Origin of the sequence: Halorubrum sp. LN27 (assembly GCF_016635065.1) — an archaeon.
Taxonomy (GTDB): domain Archaea; phylum Halobacteriota; class Halobacteria; order Halobacteriales; family Haloferacaceae; genus Halorubrum; species Halorubrum salipaludis.
On record NZ_JAEPET010000001.1, the window covers coordinates 878491 to 898235 of the forward strand.

Genomic DNA, 19745 nt, shown 5'->3' on the forward strand with positions numbered 1-19745 from the left:
CGATCGCACGGGCCGAGGAGGGGAACCGCCGCGCTACTCGAACTCCGGCTCCCGCTTCTCTAAGAACGCCCGCATCCCCTCGCGCTGGTCGTGGGTGCCGAACAGGCCGGCCCACGCCCGGCGCTCCAAGGCGAGCCCGCCCCGCTGGCTGCCGTCGTGGACCGCGTTGAGCGCCTCCTTCGCCGCGCGGGTCGCGAACGCGGGCTTCGCGGCCAGCGCCGCCGCCAGCTCGTCGATTCGGTCGTCGAACGCCTCGTCGGGGACGACTTCGCCGACGAGGCCGAGATCGGCCGCCTCCGCGGCGTCGACCCGCTCGCCGAGGAAGACCAGCCGCTTGGCCGTCTCGTCGCCGACCAGCCGCGAGAGCCGCTGGGTCCCGCCCCAGCCGGGGATGATGCCGAGGTCGATCTCGGTCTGTCCGATCACGGCGCTCTCGGCCGCGACGCGGAGGTCGCACGCGAGCGCGAGCTCCGAGCCGCCGCCGAACGCGTAGCCGTCGATCGCGGCGACCGTCGGCGCCGGGAACGACTCGATCGCGTCCGCGACGCGGTGGCCGAGCTCGGCGTACGCCTGCGCCTCCGGCGTCGACAGCTCGACCATGTAGGAGATGTCCGCGCCGGCGACGAACGCCTCGTCGCCCGCGCCGGCGAGCACGAGCGCGCGGGCGCCGGCCGCCTCGGCCTCAGCGAGCGCCGCCTCGATCGCTTCGAGCGTGTCGACGGTGAGGGCGTTGAGCTGGTCCGGTCGGTCGACGGTGAGCGTCGCGATGTCGGTCTCCGCGTCGACATCGAGCGTGATCGTGTCCCAGGCCATACCGGCCCCTCGCTCGCCGCCGTGAAAGTCGTTCGGCAGGCGGCCGCCCGCGGCGGCTCGCGGCGGCGGCGGTCGAGCGGCCGCCCGCGGTGGCGGTCGAGAGGGACGGTTGAGACGGGCCGCAGAGAGCCGCGCCGTCAGATCTCCTCGCGGCTGTCGATCTCGCTGTAGATGTACCACGCGGTGGCGTACGCGCCGATGAACAGCAGGTAGCCGACGACGAGCCCGACGAGCTGGCGCGAGCCGAGCCCGCCCGGCAGCGTCCGCGAGAGGAGCCAGAGCGCGAACGCGAAGACGACCAGCGAGAACAGCCCGGAGAGGGCGTACACACCGAAATCGGAGGTGAGTCGATCGCGCACGCTCACGACAACGCGGTCCCGTGATAAACCATCTCCGGTCGCGGCGAGGCGTCGGTTGGTTGCGCGGATTGCAACCCCTATATGCCCTCGGCCATACGGTCGCGTATGAACGGGAACCGGTTCGGTCGGCTCTTCCAGGTGACGACGTACGGCGAGAGCCACGGCGACGCGATGGGCGTGACGGTCTCGGGCGTGCCCGCCGGCGTCGAGCTCGACGAGGCGGCCATCCAGGCGCAGCTCGACCGGCGCAAGCCGGGCCAGTCGATGATCACGACCTCCCGGGGCGAGCCCGACGAGGTCGTCGTCAACTCCGGCGTGCAGGACGGCTACACCACCGGCACGCCGATCGGCATGGTGATCCAGAACAAGGACGCGCGCTCGGGGAAGTACGAGCCGTACGTCACCGCGCCGCGCCCCTCGCACGGCGACTACACCTACTCCGCGAAGTTCGGCACGCGCAACTGGGGCGGCGGCGGGCGCTCCTCGGCGCGCGAGACGGTGAACTGGGTCGCGGCCGGCGCGGTCGCCGAGCAGGTGCTCGACGCCTCCGAGTACGACGTGGAGATCAAAGCCCACGTCAACCGCATCGGCGACGTCGAGGCCGACGACGTGTCCTTCGAGCAGATCCTCGCGAACAGCGAGGACAACGACGTGCGCTGTGCCGACCCCGAGGCGGCCGCCGAGATGCAGGAGCTGATCGAGGAGTACCAGGAGGCGGGCGACTCCATCGGCGGCTCCATCTACTTCGAATGCCGCGGCGTCCCGCGCGGGCTCGGCGCCCCGCGCTTCGACGGCTTCCCGAGCCGGCTCGGGCAGGCGATGTTCTCCATCCCGGCGACGACCGGCGTCGAGTTCGGGCTCGGGACGGACGCCGTGAACGTGTCGGGCAGCGAGCGCAACGAGGACTGGACGTTCGACGACGGCGAGTCGTTCGACCACGTCGCAAGCGAGGAGGGCGACCCGGTCCCGGTCGGCAACGACCACGGTGGACTACAGGGCGGGATCACGACCGGCGAACCGATCTACGGCGAGGCGACGTGGCACGCGCCCACCTCGATCCCCAAGAAGCAGCGCTCCGCCGACTGGGAGACGGGCGAGGAGAAAGAGATTCAGGTCGTCGGGCGCCACGACCCCGTCCTCCCGCCGCGGGCGGTCCCCGTCGTCGAGGCGATGCTGTACTGCACCGTCCTCGACTTCATGCTGCTCGCCGGGCGGATCAACCCCGACCGCGTGGACAACAGTCCGGGGCGGTACGACACGGACTACCACCCGAGCAGTCCGGACAACGAGTAGCGACCGGTCGGCCGTCCGGGACCGCTCCCACGGGTCGGCTCACCCCTCCGCCGACCACTCGCAGGCGTTCCCCGCGGTGAGGTCCTTCTCGTCGACGTGCGCCGCGAGGCACGCGTAGTTACAGAAGTAGGCGGGCGCGCCGCAGCCGTCGTCGCAGTCGCGCACGCAGATCGGGTCGTGCTCGAAGATCCGCGAACCGCAGTACGCGCACGGCTGGTCGGCGTCGGGCGTGGAGACGGTCGTGGACATGTCCGGAGACAGGGCGCCACGAACTGAAAAGGCGTCGGCGCTCCCGCGGGCTCACACCACCACGACGGCGTCGACGACGACGAGCAGCACGAAGCCGACGAGGAACGCCCCGGTCGCGGCGTCGGCGTGACCGTGGCCGTGCGAGGAGGGGATCAGCTCCCGGAACACGACCGCCAGCATCGCGCCGGCGGCGAACCCGGAGGAGACGGGGAACAGCCCGGCGGCGAGCGCGACGAGCAGGAAGCCGAACACGGAGGCGACCACCTGCGGGATCAGCCCCGAGAGCGTGGTGTACCAGAGCACGCGCAGGTTCGACATCCCGGTATCGGCCATCGGGACCGCGAAGGCGAACCCGTCGGGCACGTTCTGGAGGCCGATGACGACCGCGAGCACCAGCGCGACCTCCTCTAACCCCGAGGCGAACGCGACGCCGATCGCCAGCCCCTCCGGCGCGTTGTGGAGGGTGATCGCGCCGCCGATGAGCAGCGCCTTCCGGAGCGTCACCTCCCGCTCGGCGGCGTCAGCGTCGGCATCGGCAGAGGCCGCGGCGTCGGCGGTCTCGACGGGACCGGCGAACTCCGAGAGCTCGCGGTCCGCCCGTTCCTCCTCGCCGGCCGTCTCCATCGCCGCGGCGTCGTCCCCCGTCGCGCCGCCCTCGGGGAGCCACTCGCGGTACTGCGCGTGGAGGTGGGGGATGGCGTAGTTCCCGGCGAGCAGACCGACGCCGCCGAGGAGGAGCCCCGTCATCACCGCCGCGAGCGTCCCCTCCTCCATCCCGGGGATGATCAGGCCGAAGACGCTGGCCGCGACCATCAGTCCGGCGGCGAGCCCGAGCGCCGCGTCGTAGACGCGGTGCGTGACGCGAGCGCGGAAGAACACCGGGAGCGCGCCGAGCCCCGTCGCGAGCCCCGCCACGCCGGTGACGGCCACGACGGTCTGCAGAGTCGTCATGAAACGCGATTCCCCCCACGGCCACATAAATCCGACCGACGACGGCGCGGTCCGCCTCGGTTCGCGTCGGCTCGCATCGGCTCGCGTCGGTCCGTGTCGATTCGCCTCGCCCGGCGCCGCGGTCAGCGCTCGACCGCCCCCCGGAGGTCGCTCCCGTAGACGCCGACGGCGACCGCCAGCGTCGCGAGCGCGCCGACCGGGAGCACGGCGAGCCACCCCGCGGTGGCCCCGGCGCCGAACCGGACCGCGACGCCGACGGCGACCCACAGGCTCGCAGCCGCGGCGAGCGCGAGGAGCCCCCCGGTCACGCGCCGGTCCTCCCGCCCGAGCGCGACCCCCGCGGTCGCGCTGGCCGCGGCGAGCAGGTGAAAGCCGATCGCGAGCGGCCACGCCCGTATCGACGCCGGGAGCGACCCGAAGGAACGCGGCTGGTCGAGGAAGTACGCCCACACGGGGTAGCCGCCGACGCCGAGCACCCCGTCCGATCCGGGCGCGCCGACGAAGCCCCAGAGGCTCACAATCGTGAGGTCATCACCGGGGATCACCGCCATCGGGACCGCGAGGAGACCGACGACGAGGAGCCAGCCGACCAGACGGTCGGTCCGGCTGCTCCGACGGGCATCCGGGCCACCGCGGCGATCGTCACGGCCGCTGCGGTCGCTCGCCGAGGACGGGTTCGCGCTCGGCTTCTCGGACCCGGACGCCGCGGACATGTCGTCGACTCGGCGGGGCGCGGATAAGTATCGTCCGCCTCCCTCCCGATTTATGTACTCCGAGCGAAACGATCGGTCATGGCGGCCCTCCAATCGATCCGACCGGCGGTCAGCGGCATCGTTCGCAACCCGATACTCGTGCTCGTCACGGCGCTGTACGGGCTCTTCCAGCTCCCGAACCTGCTCGTGGAGTCGACCAGCCCGGTGCTCGCGTCGGCGATCTCGCTCGTCACGTTCGGCGTGCTGATCGTCGTCCTGCCGTTCTTCCAGGGCGGGGTGCTCGGCATGGCCGACGAGGCGGTCGCCGGCGAGACGCGGCTCGGGACGCTGGTCGCGGTCGGGAAGGCGAACTACGTCCCGCTGCTCTTAGGCTACTTCGCCCTGCTCGCGGTGAACATGGTCTTCGGGTTCATTGCGTTCATGGGCGTGCTCGTCGTGATCATCGGCGGGTTCGCCACCGGGATGGACGGCGAGGCGGGCACGGGAATGGACGGTGCCGGCGGCGCCGCCACCGGCGTCGACGCCCCGGCCTTCGGCTTCGACCCCGCGCTGCTCGTTATCGTAGGCGTCGTCGCCGTCGGGGTGATTCTGGCGTATCTCCTCGTCACCTTCTTCATCCAGTTTTACGCGCACGCCGTCGTCTTGGACGACACCGAACTCGTCGACGGGTTCCGCCGCAGCGCGGGGCTCGTCAGGTCGAACTTCCTCAGCGTGTTCGGCTACACGGTGCTGCTCGCGGTCGGCGGTCTGCTGATCGGCCTGGTGGCCGCGGCCGGATCGCTCCTCTTCGGCCCGCAACAGCCCGCCGGCTCCCCGTTCGCGGACCTCGTCTCGGTCGAACCGACCCTCGCGGTCGTCGCCGCGCTCGCGCTCGGATACATTCTCCTGACGGGGGTGTCCGGGGCGTTCTACGCGACGTACTCGGTCGCGTTCTACCGGTCGATCAGCGGGGGTCCGGCGAACTGACGCGGGCGGGGAGAAATGAGGGGGCACGGCAAACTGAGGCGACTGCGGCACCCGAGCCCGACAGCTTAAGCGATCCCGGGGCGAACCCGGCAGTCGAACACGCGATGTCGCCCTCCATCCCCGCCACCCTCCGGTCCGTCCCGCCGTTCGATCGGCTCGCCCGGCTCGACCACGAGCAGCGGCTCCGGCTCCGGATCGCGGTCGCGACCGGGCTGGTGGTCGCGCTCCCGTTCGCGTTCGCGTACACGTTCGTCATCCTGATCAACGAGATCGGACTCCCCCTCTTGGAGTGGGCGAACGAGCGCCCCTACACCGGAGAGGTCTACGTCGATCCCGTTTTCCTCGCGGTCGTCGTGTTCGGCGGGCTCGCGCTCCAGTACCGGTACGGCCCGCGGACGGTGGTGCGTTCGGTCGGCGGGCGCCGGGTCTCCGCGGACGAGTACCCGGAGCTCCACGCCGCCGTCACCCGGCTGGCGGCGCAGGCGGACGTGCCGAAGCCGGACGTGGCGGTCGCGCGGACGGACCTCCCGAACGCTTTCGCGGTGGGGCGGCGGGAGAACGGCACCGTCGTCGTCACGACCGCGCTGTTGGAGACGCTCGACGACGACGAGCGCGACGCCGTGCTGGCCCACGAGCTCGCCCACCTCAAGAACCGCGACGCGAGCCTGATGACCGTCGCGTGGGTGTTGCCGACGGTCACCTACTACCTCGCCGTGCTCGCCTTTTACGTGCTGTACGGCCTGTTCCAGTTCCTCGGCGCGGGCGGCGGGTCGGGCGGCGACCGCGACGGGCGGGCGCTCGCCGTCGGGATCGTCGTGATCACCGTGAGCGCGCTCGTCACGCTCACCGTCTCGGCGATGTTCTGGTGCGGCAGCGTCCTGATCCACCGCGTGCTCTCGCGGTACCGCGAGTACGCCGCCGACCGCGCGGCCGCCGAGATCACCGGGTCGCCGGCCGCGCTCGCGAGCGCGCTCGACGCCCTCGACGAGTCGATGCCGGAGGTCCCGGAGCGCGACCTCCGCGAGTTCGACGGCGGCGCGGAGGCGCTGTACGTCGCGCCCCTGGAGAGCCGCGCGTTCGGCGACAAGGAGCTCGTGAGCACCGACGTGTTCCCGGAGACCCACCCGCCGACCCGCGAGCGGATCGACCGGCTCCGCGAGATGGTCGGCGAGAGCGCGAGCGCGGGTGCGGGTGAGACGGCGTGACGGGAGGAACACGAGAGCGTCTCGACCTCTCGCGGCGCCGGCTCCTCTCCGCGGCCGGCGCCGGCGTCGCGGCCGCCCTCGCCGGATGCGGCTACCGCCCTGGCGGCGGCGACCTCGCGTGGGAGTCCGAACTCGACGACGGGGGGATCCTCGGGTCCGGGAGGACGTGGTTCGCGGTCACGACGGACCGGCTGTTCGCGGTCCGGAACCAGTCGGGGCGCACCTACGACTTCGAGGCCGAGACGTGGGGGACCGTAGAGAACGCGAGCGTGACCGCGGTCGACCGGGCGGGGACGCCCCGGCTCCACGCGGAGACGGAGCGGCAGGCCGTCGCTCCGCCGGCGGTCACCGATTCCTCGGTGTTCGTCCCCGTCGAGGGCGGGGGAGTCACTGCGATCGACCGCGACGCGGCCGGGGTCGACCCCGACACGCGACGGACGACGGGGGGGACCGGCGGCGACGAGACCGGAACCGGCGCCGCCGAGGACGACGAGATCCGCTGGCGGGTCGACGGGATCGCGGCGAACGGTGGCGGTTCCGACGCGTCCGACGGATTGGACGAGTCCGACGGTTCCGACGAGTCGGACGGGACGACCGACCCGCCGGGAATCGACGGCGTCCGCGCGAGCGAGCGACTCGTGGCCGTGATCGCGGAAACGGACCTGGTGGCGCTCGACGCCGAAACGGGCGATCGGGCCTTTCGAGTCGCCGAGGCGTGGCCGGGCGGAGCCGGCGGCGGAGCCGGCCGCGTCGCGGTCGACGGCGACGACGTGTGGGCCGCCGTCGCGGCGACCGGCGACGAGAGCGGTTCAGAGGAGAGCGGTTCGGAGGAGAGCTCGGGCGGCGGGGGAACGGTCCTCGCCCGATTCGGTCCGACCGGCGACCGGCGGGCCGCGCGCTCGCTCTCGGCCGAGGCGGACTGGCTCGCCGTCGCCGGCGAGACGATCGCGGTCGGCGAGGCCGGCGACCGTCTCGTCAGCTATGACCGCGACCTCGACCGTCGGTTCGCGCTGCCCGAGCGGTCCCCAAGGGACCGACCGCGTGCGCCGCCCGGCGACGGGAGCCGCCTCTACTACGCGACCGGGGGGACGGTGCGGTCGGTCGACGCGAGCGCGGGCGAGCTCGCGTGGGAGCGGTCCGACCTCCCCGGCGGCCCGCTGGCGGTCGACCGGGAGGGTGCGTACGTCGCCGAGAACGGGTCCGGCTTCGGAGGGGGGAGCGAATCTCGGATCGTCGCCGTCGACGCCGACGGCGGGGACCGCTGGACCGCACCCCTCCCCGAGGGCGTCGCCGTCGACGAGCTGTTCGCGGTCGCCGGTCGGCTGATCGTCGTCGACGACGGGGAGCTGTACGGGTTCCACGCGGCGCCGGGAGAACGGTGGTCGGTGCTGGGGTAAACGGCGGTCGCAGCTCGAGTGTGACCGACGGCGACGCGTCTGCGTTCCTTTAGGCGTTCAGGAGGCTGTCGCCGTCGAACTCGTCGTCGGTCTCCACGTCCATGAGATCGAGGATCGTCGGGGTCACGTCGAAGAGGTTCGACCCGTCGACGTCGAGGTCGGGATCGGTGGCGTAGAGCAGCGAGTTCTCGAACTTGTGCATCCCGTTGCGCGGCCCCTCGGTGAAGACGGACTTCTTCCCGCCGAAGCCGGACTTCAGGTCGAACCCGTCCGCGGGGATGACCACGAGGTCGGGCGCGATCTCGGTGTGGGCGCCGTCGAATGCGTCCTCACCGTCGACGATCCGCCTGCACACCTGCCGGCCGTCGGGGCCGGTGAGCGATTCGAGGTCGGCGCGCAGCTCGTCGCGCACCGCCTCGTACTCCTCTTCGGGGACGACGCCCTCCGGCTCGCGGCCCTCCAGGTTGAGGTAGAACCGGCCGGGAATGAGCGAGTACGCCCGGGTCTCGTCGTCGATGTCGGTCAGGGAGTCGTGGTCCTCATCGTCGTACGAGAGCCACCCCTCGTCGGCGAGGAACTGGTTGCAGTTCACCTCCCACTCCAGTTCGGTGAATCCGTGATCCGAGGCGACGATCAGGGTCGTGTCGTCGTCGAGCGAGTCGCGGATCTCGCCGATGTACTCGTCGAGCGTCCGGTAGAACTCGAGGAATTCCTCTGCGTACTCTCCGTCGTTCGCGTAGTCGCCGAACAGGAAGTGGTTCACCCGGTCGGTGCTCATGAAGACGCCGAAGAACAGGTCCCAGTCGTCCTGGTCGAGGTAGTGGGTGAACACGTCGTACCGGGCGTCGAGCGTCGCGTGCGCGTTCTCGATGAAGTCGGTCTTGTCGTCGTCGTGGCCGAGCTTCGCGTTCACGTCGATCCGGTAGTCGCGGTCCTCGAGGACCTGTTTGACGGCGTCGTCGCTCGCGGCCGCGTCGAGTCCGGGCGAGAGGAACCCAGAGACCTGCCGCTGGATCCGGCTGGACGGCGGGAACGTGACGGGGACGTTGAGTACGGTCGCGTCGCGCCCGTCGTCGGTGACGCGGTCCCACAGCCGCGTCGCCGACACGTGTTTGCCCATCGGCACGTACGTCTCGTAGGAGCCGATCTCGCGGTCCTGGAAGCCGTACACGCCGGTCGCGCCGGGGTTCACCCCGGTCGTGAGGCTCGGCCAGCAGGCGCTCGACTCGGGCGGCACGATGCTCTCCAGCCGCCCCGCCGAGCCCGTCTCGGCGATGTCGGTCAGGTTCTCGAAGACGTCGGGGTGATCCTGCACGAGGTCGTACGGTACGCCGTCGACGCCGAGAAAGACCACGCGCTCGTCGCCGCCGCCGCGCAGCCGGTCGAACAGTCCCATGGCCGTGGAGTGACTTCGAGTCGACATATCCCTTGCGTTCTGGCGAGTCATGCCGCGATCCGCGTTCCGCGGCGAACCACACCATCGCCCCCGTTTCGCGGCGAATCGCGCCGGCGTTCCGGCGCGCTGGCAAGCGGCACCGATTCAGAAGGCCTATTCCCCTCGGCGGAGACATATCCGGCGTATGACCGAGAACTTCCCGGCGAGCGTCGACGTCGACTACGCCGACGGCGAGGGCGAGGACCCGGCGGACTACCCGTCGCTACAGCACAAAATCGAGAAGGCGATCGAGGTCACCCGCCGCGGGTTAGAGCAGTACGACAACCCGGCCGTGATGTGGACGGGCGGGAAAGACTCCACGCTCACGCTGTACTTCATCAACCAGGTCGCCGAGGAGTTCGGCTACGAGAAGCCGACCGCCGTCTTCATCGACCACTTCCAGCACTTCGACTCGATCACCGACTTCGTCGAGCGCTGGGCCGACGAGTGGGACATCGAGCTGGTGTACGCCCGCAACGAGGACGTGGGCGCGTACGTCGACGAACACGGGCTGGAGCCGGGCGACGACATCCCGGTCTCGGCGCTGAACGAGCAGAACCAGCACCACATCCGCGACATCCTCGAGTTCGAGGAGGACACGTTCCCGTTCCTGCTCGACACCTACGTCGGGAACCACCTGCTGAAGACGGTCGCGCTCAACAACGCCCTCGAGGAACACGACATCGACGGCGTGATTTCGGGCGTCCGCTGGGACGAACAAGAGGCGCGGGCCGACGAGACGTTCTTCTCGCCGCGTCACGACCCCGACCTGTTCCCGCCGCACGACCGCATCCAGCCCATCCTGCAGTTCGCCGAGGCCGACGTGTGGGACGCCTTCTGGAACTACGTCGTCCCCGACACCGTCGACGCGTTCCCCGACGAGGGGTACGTCCCGCAGGCCGACGACGACCTCCCCGAGGGCGTCACGCAGGAGGACGTGCCGATCTCGCCGAAGTACTTCGCCGGGTTCCGCTCGCTCGGCAGCGAAGTGAGCACGGAGAAGACGACCGAGGAGCCCGCGTGGCTCCAGAACCTCGAAGACACGACCGAGCGCGCCGGCCGCGCCCAGGACAAGGAGGACCTGATGGAGCGCCTGCGCGACCTCGGCTACATGTGATCGACGGGATCGACCGAGCCCGCTGACCGACCCCTTTTCGCGTTCCCCCGTTACGGCTCCGGCGACGGCGGCGCGTCCACGTCCACGCGGTCGTGGATGTGGCCCTCCCGCTCGCGGAGGTGTCTCGGCGCCCGGCCGTTGCTGACGGCGAGCACCTCGCCGACGATGCTGTGGGCGATCTGATACGGCGATCCGCCGCCCAAGTCGAGACCGATCGGCGTGTACAGCGAGTCGAGCGCCGACTCGTCGAACGTCGTCCCCTCCTCGTCGAACGCCGCCAGCATCTCCTCGAACCGCTCACGCGGGCCCATCAGCCCGACGTACGGCGCGGGCGACCGCAGCAGCGCCTCGACGGCGATCCGGTCGTCGACGAAGTTGTGCGTCATCACGACCGCGTGCGTTCGCTCGTCGACGTCGAGCGCCTCGTCGAGCGCCCCCGGCGAGGTCGTCACGGTCCGGTGGGCCTCGGGGAACCGCTCCGCGAGGTCGACGGCGCCGCGGAAGCCGACCACGGTGACCCGGAAGTCGTTCCGCTCGGCGAACTCCACGACCGGGCCGACGTCGTGGCCGGTCCCGAAGACGACCAGGTCGTCGGGGGCGGCGATCTCGTCGACGAACACCTCGAGCGTTCGGCCGTCGGCCCCCTCGACCCGAACGACGTCCGCGGCGCCGCGCTCGGCGAGGTCCGCGGCCGGACCGGCCAGCGCGTCCGCCGGCCAGTCGGCCGCGGGCGACCCGTCCGGAAGCGTCAGTCGCCCCTCGTCGGGGCGGTAGTAGGCGCGTTCGCCGAGCCCGTCCGGTCCTGTCGTCCTCACGGAGTCGGCGCTGTCGGCCGGCGACGCGGTCGAGGTCGTCCCCTACCCCGTCGTCGAGGATGACCGACGACGGGCTCCCGACCGCGAGACCGCCGTTCGAGGCGGACGACGCCGGTCCCGGCGGCTCGCTCCCGGAGAGGGAAAGCGGGAGAGATCCCGACCGGGTGGGGGGCGTGCTCCTCGCGGCCGGCACGAGCAGCCGCTTCGGCGACGCGAACAAGCTCCTCGCGACGGTCGACGGCGAGCCGGTCGTCCGCCGCGCGGCGCGGACGCTCGCGGCGGCCGGCCTGGCACGGATCGTCGCGGTCGTCGGCCACGAGGCCCCGCGAGTCCGAGCGGCGCTTTCCGACCTCCCGATCGAAACGGTCGAGAACGACGCGTACGCGGCCGGGCAGTCGGCGTCGCTGCGCGCGGGGATCGAGGCGCTGTCGGGCGGCAGTGGGGACGAGCCCGCGGTCGACGCGGCGGTCGTCGCGCTCGGGGACATGCCGTTCGTCGAGCCGGCGACCGTCGAGACGCTGGTGGCGGCGTACGCCGCCGGGGAGGGCGACGCGCTCGCCGCCGCGCACGACGGGGAGCGCGGGAATCCGGTGCTGTTCGACGCCCGGTTCTTCGACCGGCTCACGGCGGTCGACGGCGACGTGGGGGGACGAGCGATCCTGCTGGGGAGCGACGCGAGCGCGCTCGTCGCCGTCGACGACCCGGGTGTCCGGCGGGACGTCGACCAGCCGCGGGACCTCCCCGACGACCGGTGATCCGGTCGCGCGGGCGGCTCCGGGGCGGGACGGCGTCAGTCCTCGCGGGGCGCCTTCCGCACCACGATGTTGCCGTCTTCGACGTGCCACTCGACGCGGTCGCCGGCGCCGACGTCGAGGAAGTTCCGCACCGGTTTCGGGACCGTCGTCAGGTTCTTCTCGGAGACTTTGGTGTCCGTCAGCGTACCCATCAAATCGTCGTTCGTGCGTAGCAGGGACATAGCTTTCGCTACGAGTAGCCATAGTTCGGCGGGCGGTCCGGCGGAGAGCCCGCGACGGTCGGGCGGCCGATCCGGTTCAGACCGACGAGTGCCAGCGGTGGGCGCCGCCGTCGGAGGCGTTCTCGAAGTCCAGATCGAAGCGGTCGGACTCGAGGAGCACCCGTCCCGGAACGTACGCGCCGTCGTCGGCGGCCGCGAGGAGGTCGCGGTCGCACATCGTCTCTAAAACGTCCTCGACTGTGCGTTCGCGCCCCTCGATCAGGTTCGCCTCCTCGACGACGCCCGGAACGGTGACCCGTCCCGTGAGCATCGCCAGTCGGATCGCCGACACCCAGGCGGGCTCTCGGGTCATCTCCCGACACATGATAATTGTAACACGACCGGGGGAGATATATATATGTTCGCAAGCCGCACGGCCGACGACTCGGCTGTCGTCCGCGCGATCGCGTCGCAGTGCGTCGTCCTGATCGCCGCCTGTGGTGCGCCGGCGCCGCTCGCTACCGTCCGCCGTTCAGATACGGCTCGCAGACGAGCTCGACGCCCTCCTCGAAGCTGATTTCGGGTTCCCAGCCGGTCGCCTCGCGGAAGTTCGAGTAGTCGGCCATGGTGTCGTGGACGTAGCCGTCGAAGGGACACTCGATGTACTCGGGGTCGACGTCGGTGCCGAGTGCGTCGTTGATCATGGAGACCATCTCGTTGAAGGAGTAGGCCTCCTGGGTGCCGACGTTGTACACGCCCGTCAGCTCGTGGTCGGCGGCGAGCTCGCAGGCGCGGGCCACGTCCGAGACGTGCGTGAAGTCGCGTGTCTGGGTGCCGTCGCCGAACAGCTCCGGGGCTTCGCCCGAGGCGATCGCGTCCGCGAACTGCGCGACCGTGTTCGCGTACTCGCCTTTGTGTTCCTCGTTGCCGCCGAACCCTTGGTACACCGAGAAGAAGCGGAGCCCCGCCACGTGCATGTCGTAGTGGTTGGCGTAGTACTCGGCGTAGCGCTCGCGGGCCAGTTTCGAGGCCTCGTAGGCGGTGTGCGCCTCCACGTCCATGCTCTCGGGCGAGGGCTCGGTGCGACTCCCGTAGATCGAGGAGGTGGAGGCGTAGACGACCGTTTCACATCCTTCCTTCCGGGCGCGCTCGACGGTGTTGACGAACCCCTCGACGTTGACGCGACAGCCGCGTTGGGGGTCCGACTCGTGCATGTTCCGCGAGGAGAGCGCGGCGAGGTGGAAGACGACGTCGACGTCGACCGGGAAGTCGTCGTCGACGACGGAGGCCTCGACGAACTCCACCTCGTCGTCGAGGTTCTCGGCCGTGCCGAGGTACGTGTCGTCGACCGCGATCACGTCGTTGTCCGCTGCGAGCCGGTTCGCGAGGTTCGACCCGATGAACCCTGCACCGCCCGTCACGAGGACGCGCTGACCCTGCATGGGCGAGTGTCCCCGGAGCAGTGGGTTTAGCGCTTCGGTTCGTCCCGTGTTCGCTTCGCTCCAACTGGCCCCGCCAAGCGATCGCAGAACTCATCGAGACGCCGCCGTCTCCGGCGCGAGACGATCGACGACACCGTCGAAATCATCGTCGAAACTCAACACCCGATCGATGTCGTGGTGCTCGGCGTGTGCGACGGTCATCGCGTCGGTGAAACTGAGTTCGTGTTCGGCGTACCTCCGGTGGACTGCCACGGCGCGATCGAACAGCGACGGCGACGCGTGGAGAAGTTCGATCGCAGAGGGGTACCCCTCGCCGCGAATGCGCCGTCCGACCTCAAGGCCGGCGTCGATGTCGCCGGTTCGACGGTGTGTGAGCGTGACGACCTCGTCGTAGACGTAGTCGCTCGTCATTATGTGGCCGTACTCCGACGACGTGAGAACGCTGTTCAGCGCCTCGGAGCCCACGTCGTGGCGACTCGCGTCGGTGTCGTGATGCGCGTAGAACACGCCCGTATCGACGAACACGCTCATCCGTAGAGGATCTCGTCGATGTCTTCTTCGTCAGTTTCGGTCCCCGAAGCGATCCGCCCCTCGTTGAACCGTTCGATTTCTTCCTCACTCAGCTCTAAACTCCCGTCTCGGAACGAGTCGATGAACTCGGATCGGGAGTCGACGACCGTTTCGATCAGCTCCGACAGGAGTTCCTGTTGTGTGACTTTCTTGCCGGTCTTCAGCCGAATCTCCGCCTGAAGCTCTTCGAGCTTTGATTTGGCCTCGTCGTCCATTTTCACGGCCGTCGACATACGTACTAGTTGTTCTTACGACGTGGTTAATCTTTCTACCGACATAGGTGTCGCCTCGTACTCACACTCAAACGTTGTCGATCGCGTCGGTCTCGACCTGTGCCCGATCGACGGCGGCGTCGTTTCCGAAATCCGGTGCAGCGAACCGGTATTCGATGCGCGGATAGCCGTCTCGAAGCGCGCGGACGACCGACCGGAGGACGTACTCGTCGTCAACCCCTCGAACACGCGAGTTCGAGACGCCGTGTGCCGACGGAGTCTGTCTCGTACACGAACTCATTTCCGGAATCGGTGCTCGAAGAGTTTCACGCGGTCTGATCCGAGGGCGGCGAGGACGCTACCAGGTCAGCCCCTCGTAGGTGATGCCGTCGCGACGCTCGATGATCCGTCGGCCGTCGACGACGACGGGATCGGCCATGTTGTCGAACGCATCGTCGAGCGCGGCGAACTCGTCCCAGTCCGTGACGACGACCGCGCCGTCGGCGCCGTCCAGCGCCGCCGCGGCCGAGTCGGCGTACGTCACGTCGTCAAGGTAGTCGCGCGCGTTCTCCGTCGCGACCGGGTCGTAGGCAGTCACCGTCGCGCCGCGCGCCTGGAGCGCCTCGATGACGGGGATCGCCCGGGAGTTGCGCATGTCGTCCGTCCCCGGCTTGAACGCGAGCCCGAGCACGGCGATCCGAGCGCCGTCGAGGGCGACGTGGTCCGCGAGGAGATCGACCAAGCGGCCCGGCTGGCGGTCGTTGACCGCGACCGCCGCGTTGAGGACCGCCGGGTCGTAGCCCTGTTCCTCAGCCGCATGGATAATTGCAGAGACATCTTTCGGAAAACAACTCCCACCCCAGCCGACGCCGCTCCGGAGGAACTGCTCGCCGATACGGTCGTCTAAGCCGATCGCGTCGGCGACCTCGTACGAGTCGATCCCGAACTCCTTGCAGATATTTCCGAGGTCGTTGATCAGGCTGATCTTCGCCGCGAGGAAGGCGTTGTTGGCGTACTTGATCATCTCCGCCGTGCGGGTGTCGGTCTCGACGACCGGTGCGTCGGCGCGGGAAACGAGCGGCTCGAACACCTCGTGCATGTCGGCGAGCGCGCGCTCGTCGTCGGCGCCGAGCACGACCTTGTCCGGGTTCAGGAAGTCGCTTACGGCGGTCCCCTCGCGGAGGAACTCCGGGTTCATGCCGACGCCGAACGCCTCCCCGGCGGTCTTGCCGCTTTCGGCTTCCAGAATGGGGGTAATGGCGTCCTCGGTGGAGCCGGGAACGACCGTGCTCTTGACGACGACCGTGTGCCAGTCCGGCTTGTCGGCGAGGACCTCTCCCAACTGGGTCGCGCCCGCCTCCATGATCGAGAGATCGATGCTGCCGTCGTCGTTCTGGGGCGTCGGCAGACAGAGGAACGTCACGTCGGTGTCGAGGACCGCCGCGTAGTCCGTGGTGGCTCTGAGGCGACCCGTTCCCTCGGGGCCGGCGTGGTCGGCGACGAGCTCGTCGAGCCCCTCCTCGTGGATGGGTGCGTCCCCGGCGTTGATCGTCTCGACGATTCCCTCGTCGATGTCGATGTTGACGACCTCGTGGCCCAGATCCGCGAAACACGCCGCGACGGTCGTGCCGACGTAGCCGCTCCCGATGATAGACAGGCGCATATTGATGTCTCGTTCGGGGGTGTACGACAAGAAACGTCTGATCGGGAGTACGCGTTTCGCAGCGTTTTCGTGTTGCTCGCACACCCCTCGTTTCGTCTGTTCTCGTCTCTGGAGGCCGGGGGTGGGTTCATCTCGCTGGAACCACACCCCTCATTTCGTCTGTTCTTGTGAGCTTGTGCGCTTGTGCGCTTGTGAGCTTGTGCGCTTGTGAGCTTGTGCTCTTGTGCGCTTGTGCTCTTGTGCGCTTGTGAGCTTGTGCGCTTGTGCGCTTGTGAGCTTGTGCGCTTGTGCGCTTGTGAGCTTGTGCGCTTGTGCGCTTGTGCTCTTGTGCGCTTGTGAGCTTGTGCTCTTGTGCGCTTGTGAGCTTGTGCTCTTGTGCTCTTGTGAGCTTGTGCTCTTGTGCTCTTGTGAGCTTGTGCTCTTGTGCTCTTGTGAGCTTGTGCTCTTGTGCTCTTGTGAGCTTGTGCTCTTGTGAGCTTGTGCTCTTGTGAGCTTGTGCTCTTGTGCGCTTGTGCTCTTGTGCGCTTGCCCTCTTGTGTTCGAAGATGGCTACGACTGGGTCTCGATCGATTCCCGGGTCTCGAGGACGATATCGGGGTCCAACGCGAGCTCGTATCGATAGTGGACGCCGCCTGCCCGCCCCTCATTCTGTTCGCTGCGTTCGAGAAACCCGAGCATCGTGAGGTCCGCCAAGTGGTTTTGGATGCTTTTTAGCGTCGTCAGCGGATCGTGACCCCACTTTCGTGCGACGCGCTCGTACACCGCTTGGATCTCTTTCGACCGTGCGGGAACGTCTCCGTTCGCTTCGATCCGGGCGAGCGCCTCCAAGATGAGCTGCCCGTGCATGGTCTGATCGCGCAGTTTGTCTTGGACGCGACCTCGCTGGACGCGTTCCGCAGCGGCTTCGATATGGTCGTCGGTGATCGCTGTCGCTCCCTGTTCTTCAGCGATGTCGCCGCCCTCGCGGAGGAGGTCGATCGCCTGCCGTGCGCTTCCGGTGTCTTTCGCGGCTTTCGCCGCTGCGAGCCTGATAGCGGAGTCGTCACACGCCCCGTTGACGAGCGCCTTCTCAGCTCTGGCGGTGAGTATCGACTGGAGTTCGTCCGCGTCGTACGGCGAAAAGGCCAGCTCCTTCTCCATGAGCGTGTCTTTGACTTTCGGGCTCAGGGACGACCGAAACGTGTAGTTGTTGCTGATCCCGATCACGCCGACCCGGGCCGCATCGAGATGACCGTTGGCCCGTGCGCGCGGGAGTTCGTACAGCAGCGAATCGGGATCAGAGAGGTGATCGATCTCGTCGAGGATGAACAGAAAGGTGCCGCCGAGCGTTTCCATCTCGTCGTACAGGGTTTCGAGGGCGTGCGACGTCGAGAGCCCGGTCTCCGGAAACGTCTCTCCCTCGTCGCCGCGGATACTATTTATGAGCGATCGAACCGTTCTGTAGACGCTATCGTCGTTGCAGTTCCGGAAGTGAACGTGGAGCTCTTCGGCCGCTTCCCGTCGTTGGACCTCTCGCTGGAGGGCACTCATCATGTACTCCGTGACGGCCGTCTTTCCGACACCGGTCTTGCCATAAATAAACACGTTTGCGGGGTTTCGACCGAAGAGCACGTCTTTGAGCGCCGACCGATAGGCATCGATTTCGTCGTCTCGTTCGACGATGATATCGGGTCGGTACTCCTCTGAGAGGATCGATTTGTCCTCAAAGAGCGTTTCAGTGATTTCCGTAAACAGATCCTCTGACATCCTTGTTGGTCCGAGTGACGATGGTCGATGAGTTAAAAGCAGTGTTCGTCTGTTTCTTTTGTTTCTCTCGCATTTCTTGTTTCTTCTGTTCTATCTGTTTTATCAGTTTTGTCTGTTTAGACACTGCAAACAACCGAACGTTTGATACCCGAATGAATGTGGAAGAACAGACGAAACGAGGGGTGTGAATGCTGTCCGATCGCGGCGCACCCCGCGTCCTCATCGAGAAGAACAGACGAAACGAGGGGTATGAGATCGACGGCCCTCTCTAGGCGACCCTGCGAATAACAGACGAAATGAGGGGTGTCTCGATTCAGCGGATGTCCACTTCCGAGTTGATCACGAAGCGTGGGAAGCACCACACCGCGAGACCTGCTTCGCCGTGCTTCGAGACGACACGCGACCTTGTCACGCGGGGCTGAGACGACCGTCGCCGACTGGTACGCCGTCAAAGACGACCGCCGCCGACTGGTACGCCGTCAACTTGGTTCTCACGTCGTACCTTCCGATTTCGATCGCGGCTTGAACGGGATCGCATCACTCCCGTCTCTTTCAGATCGCTTTGTCTCGTCGTCAAAAACTAAACCCCGGTCAACCGTTGGTGATCCGTATGTACGGAGTCGTGCTCGCGGCCGGCCGCGGAACTCGAATGCGACCGCTGACTGACCGACGGCCGAAACCGCTGCTCCCGGTCGGTGACCGGTCGCTTCTGGAACGCGTCTTCGACGCGGCCCGCGACGTCGTCGACGCCTTCGTCGTCGTCACCGGGTATCAGGGGGAGATGATCCGCGAGAAGCTCGGTGAGTCGTACCGCGACCGGCCGATCCACTACGTCGAGCAGGCGGAGCCGAAGGGGACCGCCCACGCGATCGCGCAGGCCGAGCCGGTCGTCGACGACCGGTTCGTCGTCCTCAACGGCGACGTGCTGGTCGACCCATCGCTCCCGCGCGCCCTCGTCGACGCCGGCGGGACCGCCGTCGCGGCCACCGAGGTCGCCGACCCCAGCTCGTACGGCGTCATCTCGACGGCGGCCGACGGGACGCTCGCGGAGATCGTCGAGAAGCCCGCCGATCCGCCGACGAACCTCGCGAACGTGGGCTGTTACGCGTTCGAGCCCGACGTGTTCGAGTACATCGACCGGACGCCCGAGAGCGACCGCGGCGAGTACGAGATCACGACGACGCTGGAGCTGGTACTGGACGACCGCACCGTCTCGGTCGCGCGATACGAGGGCACGTGGCTCGACGTCGGGCGCCCGTGGGAGCTTCTGACCGCCACCGAAGCGGTTCTCGCCGACATCGAGGGCCAACACCTCGCGGGGACGGTCGAGGACGGCGTGCACCTCCACGGACCGGTGGTCGTCGAGGAGGACGCCCGCGTCCGGTCGGGCGCGTACGTCGAGGGGCCGGCGGTGATCCGCGCGGGCGCCGACGTGGGGCCGAACGCCTACATCCGGGGATCGACGGTCGTCGGTCCCGACGCCCACGTCGGCAACGCGGTCGAGGTGAAGAACTCGGTGTTGATGGCGGACGCGTCCGTCGGCCACCAGTCGTACGTCGGCGACTCGATCCTCGGGCGCGACGTCAACTTCGGCGCGGGGACGAACGTCGCCAACCTCCGCCACGACGGCGAGAACGTCCGGCTGACCGTCAAGGACGACCGCGTCGACACCGGCCGCCGGAAGCTCGGGGTCATCGTCGGCGACGGCGCGAAGACCGGGATCAACGCGTCGCTGAACGCCGGCGTCCGACTCGGCGCCGACGAGCGGGTCGGGCTAGGTGAGGTCGTGACGCGCGACCGCGTCTCGGAGTGAATTTCGGTGGCAGGCCGGCTGTACCGCTTCT

22 protein-coding genes are annotated in these 19745 nt (G+C 68.5%); 7 read left to right on the forward strand and 15 right to left on the reverse strand.

The features are described from left to right. Nucleotides 1-33: 33 nt before the first annotated feature. Nucleotides 34-813 (reverse strand): enoyl-CoA hydratase-related protein, encoded by a 780-nt coding sequence (locus tag JIN95_RS04350; RefSeq protein WP_200530604.1) that lies wholly within the window; start codon nucleotides 811-813, stop codon nucleotides 34-36. 137 nt (nucleotides 814-950) lie between these two features. After that, nucleotides 951-1172 carry a hypothetical protein gene (locus JIN95_RS04355; protein WP_200530605.1) on the reverse strand — a complete coding sequence of 74 codons (222 nt, stop codon included), beginning with the start codon at nucleotides 1170-1172 and terminating at the stop codon, nucleotides 951-953. A gap of 105 nt (nucleotides 1173-1277) precedes the next feature. Here JIN95_RS04355 and aroC point away from each other — a divergent pair, with 105 nt between their 5' ends. Beyond that, nucleotides 1278-2465, forward strand: coding sequence for a chorismate synthase (aroC, locus tag JIN95_RS04360; protein ID WP_095636696.1), 1188 nt, complete (start codon nucleotides 1278-1280; stop codon nucleotides 2463-2465). Between the two features lie 39 nt (nucleotides 2466-2504). Here aroC and JIN95_RS04365 read toward each other — a convergent pair whose 3' ends face one another. The 3 genes from JIN95_RS04365 to JIN95_RS04375 all read right to left on the reverse strand — a co-directional run bounded on the left by JIN95_RS04365 (nucleotide 2505) and on the right by JIN95_RS04375 (nucleotide 4378). After that, complete coding sequence (locus JIN95_RS04365; RefSeq protein ID WP_200530606.1) at nucleotides 2505-2714, reverse strand: hypothetical protein; 210 nt, start codon at nucleotides 2712-2714, stop codon at nucleotides 2505-2507. A gap of 51 nt (nucleotides 2715-2765) precedes the next feature. After that, a complete protein-coding gene (locus tag JIN95_RS04370; protein ID WP_200530607.1) occupies nucleotides 2766-3665 on the reverse strand; it encodes a ZIP family metal transporter in 900 nt (299 codons plus the stop codon). Between the two features lie 122 nt (nucleotides 3666-3787). After that, entirely contained in the window at nucleotides 3788-4378 is a 591-nt protein-coding gene (locus JIN95_RS04375) for a TIGR04206 family protein (RefSeq protein ID WP_200530608.1), read from the reverse strand. A 78-nt stretch (nucleotides 4379-4456) separates the two neighbouring features. On the opposite strand from JIN95_RS04375, the gene JIN95_RS04380 reads away from it, so the two are divergent. The 3 genes from JIN95_RS04380 (at nucleotide 4457) to JIN95_RS16475 (ending at nucleotide 7946) form a co-directional block, all read left to right on the forward strand. Then, nucleotides 4457-5344 (forward strand): hypothetical protein, encoded by an 888-nt coding sequence (locus JIN95_RS04380; protein ID WP_200530609.1) that lies wholly within the window; start codon nucleotides 4457-4459, stop codon nucleotides 5342-5344. A 104-nt stretch (nucleotides 5345-5448) separates the two neighbouring features. After that, the gene (locus JIN95_RS04385) at nucleotides 5449-6549 is read left to right on the forward strand and encodes a M48 family metalloprotease (protein WP_200530610.1); all 1101 of its coding nucleotides are present in this window, start codon (nucleotides 5449-5451) and stop codon (nucleotides 6547-6549) included. Then, nucleotides 6546-7946 carry a PQQ-binding-like beta-propeller repeat protein gene (locus JIN95_RS16475; RefSeq protein ID WP_200530611.1) on the forward strand — a complete coding sequence of 467 codons (1401 nt, stop codon included), beginning with the start codon at nucleotides 6546-6548 and terminating at the stop codon, nucleotides 7944-7946. Before JIN95_RS04385 ends, JIN95_RS16475 begins: the two co-directional genes overlap by 4 nt. Nucleotides 7947-7995: 49 nt before the next feature. Here JIN95_RS16475 and JIN95_RS04395 read toward each other — a convergent pair whose 3' ends face one another. After that, nucleotides 7996-9342 (reverse strand): alkaline phosphatase family protein, encoded by a 1347-nt coding sequence (locus JIN95_RS04395; protein ID WP_200530612.1) that lies wholly within the window; start codon nucleotides 9340-9342, stop codon nucleotides 7996-7998. A 184-nt stretch (nucleotides 9343-9526) separates the two neighbouring features. On the opposite strand from JIN95_RS04395, the gene JIN95_RS04400 reads away from it, so the two are divergent. After that, a complete protein-coding gene (locus JIN95_RS04400) occupies nucleotides 9527-10498 on the forward strand; it encodes a phosphoadenosine phosphosulfate reductase family protein (RefSeq protein WP_200530613.1) in 972 nt (323 codons plus the stop codon). Nucleotides 10499-10548: 50 nt separating this feature from the next. Here the strand turns inward: JIN95_RS04400 and JIN95_RS04405 are convergent, their stop codons facing one another. Beyond that, nucleotides 10549-11313, reverse strand: a complete 765-nt coding sequence (locus tag JIN95_RS04405) for an XdhC family protein (protein WP_200530614.1) — start codon at nucleotides 11311-11313, stop codon at nucleotides 10549-10551. Between the two features lie 59 nt (nucleotides 11314-11372). Here JIN95_RS04405 and JIN95_RS04410 point away from each other — a divergent pair, with 59 nt between their 5' ends. Further along, a complete protein-coding gene (locus tag JIN95_RS04410; protein ID WP_200530615.1) occupies nucleotides 11373-12068 on the forward strand; it encodes a nucleotidyltransferase family protein in 696 nt (231 codons plus the stop codon). 35 nt (nucleotides 12069-12103) lie between these two features. Here JIN95_RS04410 and JIN95_RS04415 read toward each other — a convergent pair whose 3' ends face one another. The 8 genes from JIN95_RS04415 to JIN95_RS04450 form a co-directional block, all read right to left on the reverse strand. After that, complete coding sequence (locus JIN95_RS04415) at nucleotides 12104-12259, reverse strand: AbrB/MazE/SpoVT family DNA-binding domain-containing protein (protein ID WP_198951528.1); 156 nt, start codon at nucleotides 12257-12259, stop codon at nucleotides 12104-12106. Nucleotides 12260-12365: 106 nt separating this feature from the next. Next, a complete protein-coding gene (locus JIN95_RS04420) occupies nucleotides 12366-12653 on the reverse strand; it encodes a hypothetical protein (RefSeq protein WP_095636710.1) in 288 nt (95 codons plus the stop codon). Between the two features lie 133 nt (nucleotides 12654-12786). Beyond that, complete coding sequence (locus JIN95_RS04425; protein WP_200530616.1) at nucleotides 12787-13710, reverse strand: NAD-dependent epimerase/dehydratase family protein; 924 nt, start codon at nucleotides 13708-13710, stop codon at nucleotides 12787-12789. A gap of 90 nt (nucleotides 13711-13800) precedes the next feature. Beyond that, on the reverse strand, nucleotides 13801-14241 hold the full coding sequence (locus tag JIN95_RS04430; protein WP_200530617.1) for a PIN domain-containing protein: 441 nt from the start codon (nucleotides 14239-14241) through the stop codon (nucleotides 13801-13803). Further along, on the reverse strand, nucleotides 14238-14513 hold the full coding sequence (locus tag JIN95_RS04435; RefSeq protein WP_095636713.1) for a hypothetical protein: 276 nt from the start codon (nucleotides 14511-14513) through the stop codon (nucleotides 14238-14240). The genes JIN95_RS04430 and JIN95_RS04435 overlap by 4 nt, the downstream gene beginning before the upstream one ends. Before the next feature lie 67 nt (nucleotides 14514-14580). Continuing rightward, the gene (locus JIN95_RS04440; RefSeq protein ID WP_200530618.1) at nucleotides 14581-14793 is read right to left on the reverse strand and encodes a hypothetical protein; all 213 of its coding nucleotides are present in this window, start codon (nucleotides 14791-14793) and stop codon (nucleotides 14581-14583) included. A gap of 57 nt (nucleotides 14794-14850) precedes the next feature. Further along, complete coding sequence (gene aglM / locus JIN95_RS04445; RefSeq protein ID WP_200530619.1) at nucleotides 14851-16155, reverse strand: UDP-glucose 6-dehydrogenase AglM; 1305 nt, start codon at nucleotides 16153-16155, stop codon at nucleotides 14851-14853. 549 nt (nucleotides 16156-16704) lie between these two features. Further along, nucleotides 16705-17901 carry an orc1/cdc6 family replication initiation protein gene (locus JIN95_RS04450; protein ID WP_200530620.1) on the reverse strand — a complete coding sequence of 399 codons (1197 nt, stop codon included), beginning with the start codon at nucleotides 17899-17901 and terminating at the stop codon, nucleotides 16705-16707. A gap of 610 nt (nucleotides 17902-18511) precedes the next feature. Between JIN95_RS04450 and glmU the strand changes: the two genes are divergently transcribed. Continuing rightward, a complete protein-coding gene (gene glmU, locus JIN95_RS04455; RefSeq protein ID WP_200530621.1) occupies nucleotides 18512-19714 on the forward strand; it encodes a bifunctional sugar-1-phosphate nucleotidylyltransferase/acetyltransferase in 1203 nt (400 codons plus the stop codon). The last annotated feature ends 31 nt before the right edge of the window (nucleotides 19715-19745 follow it).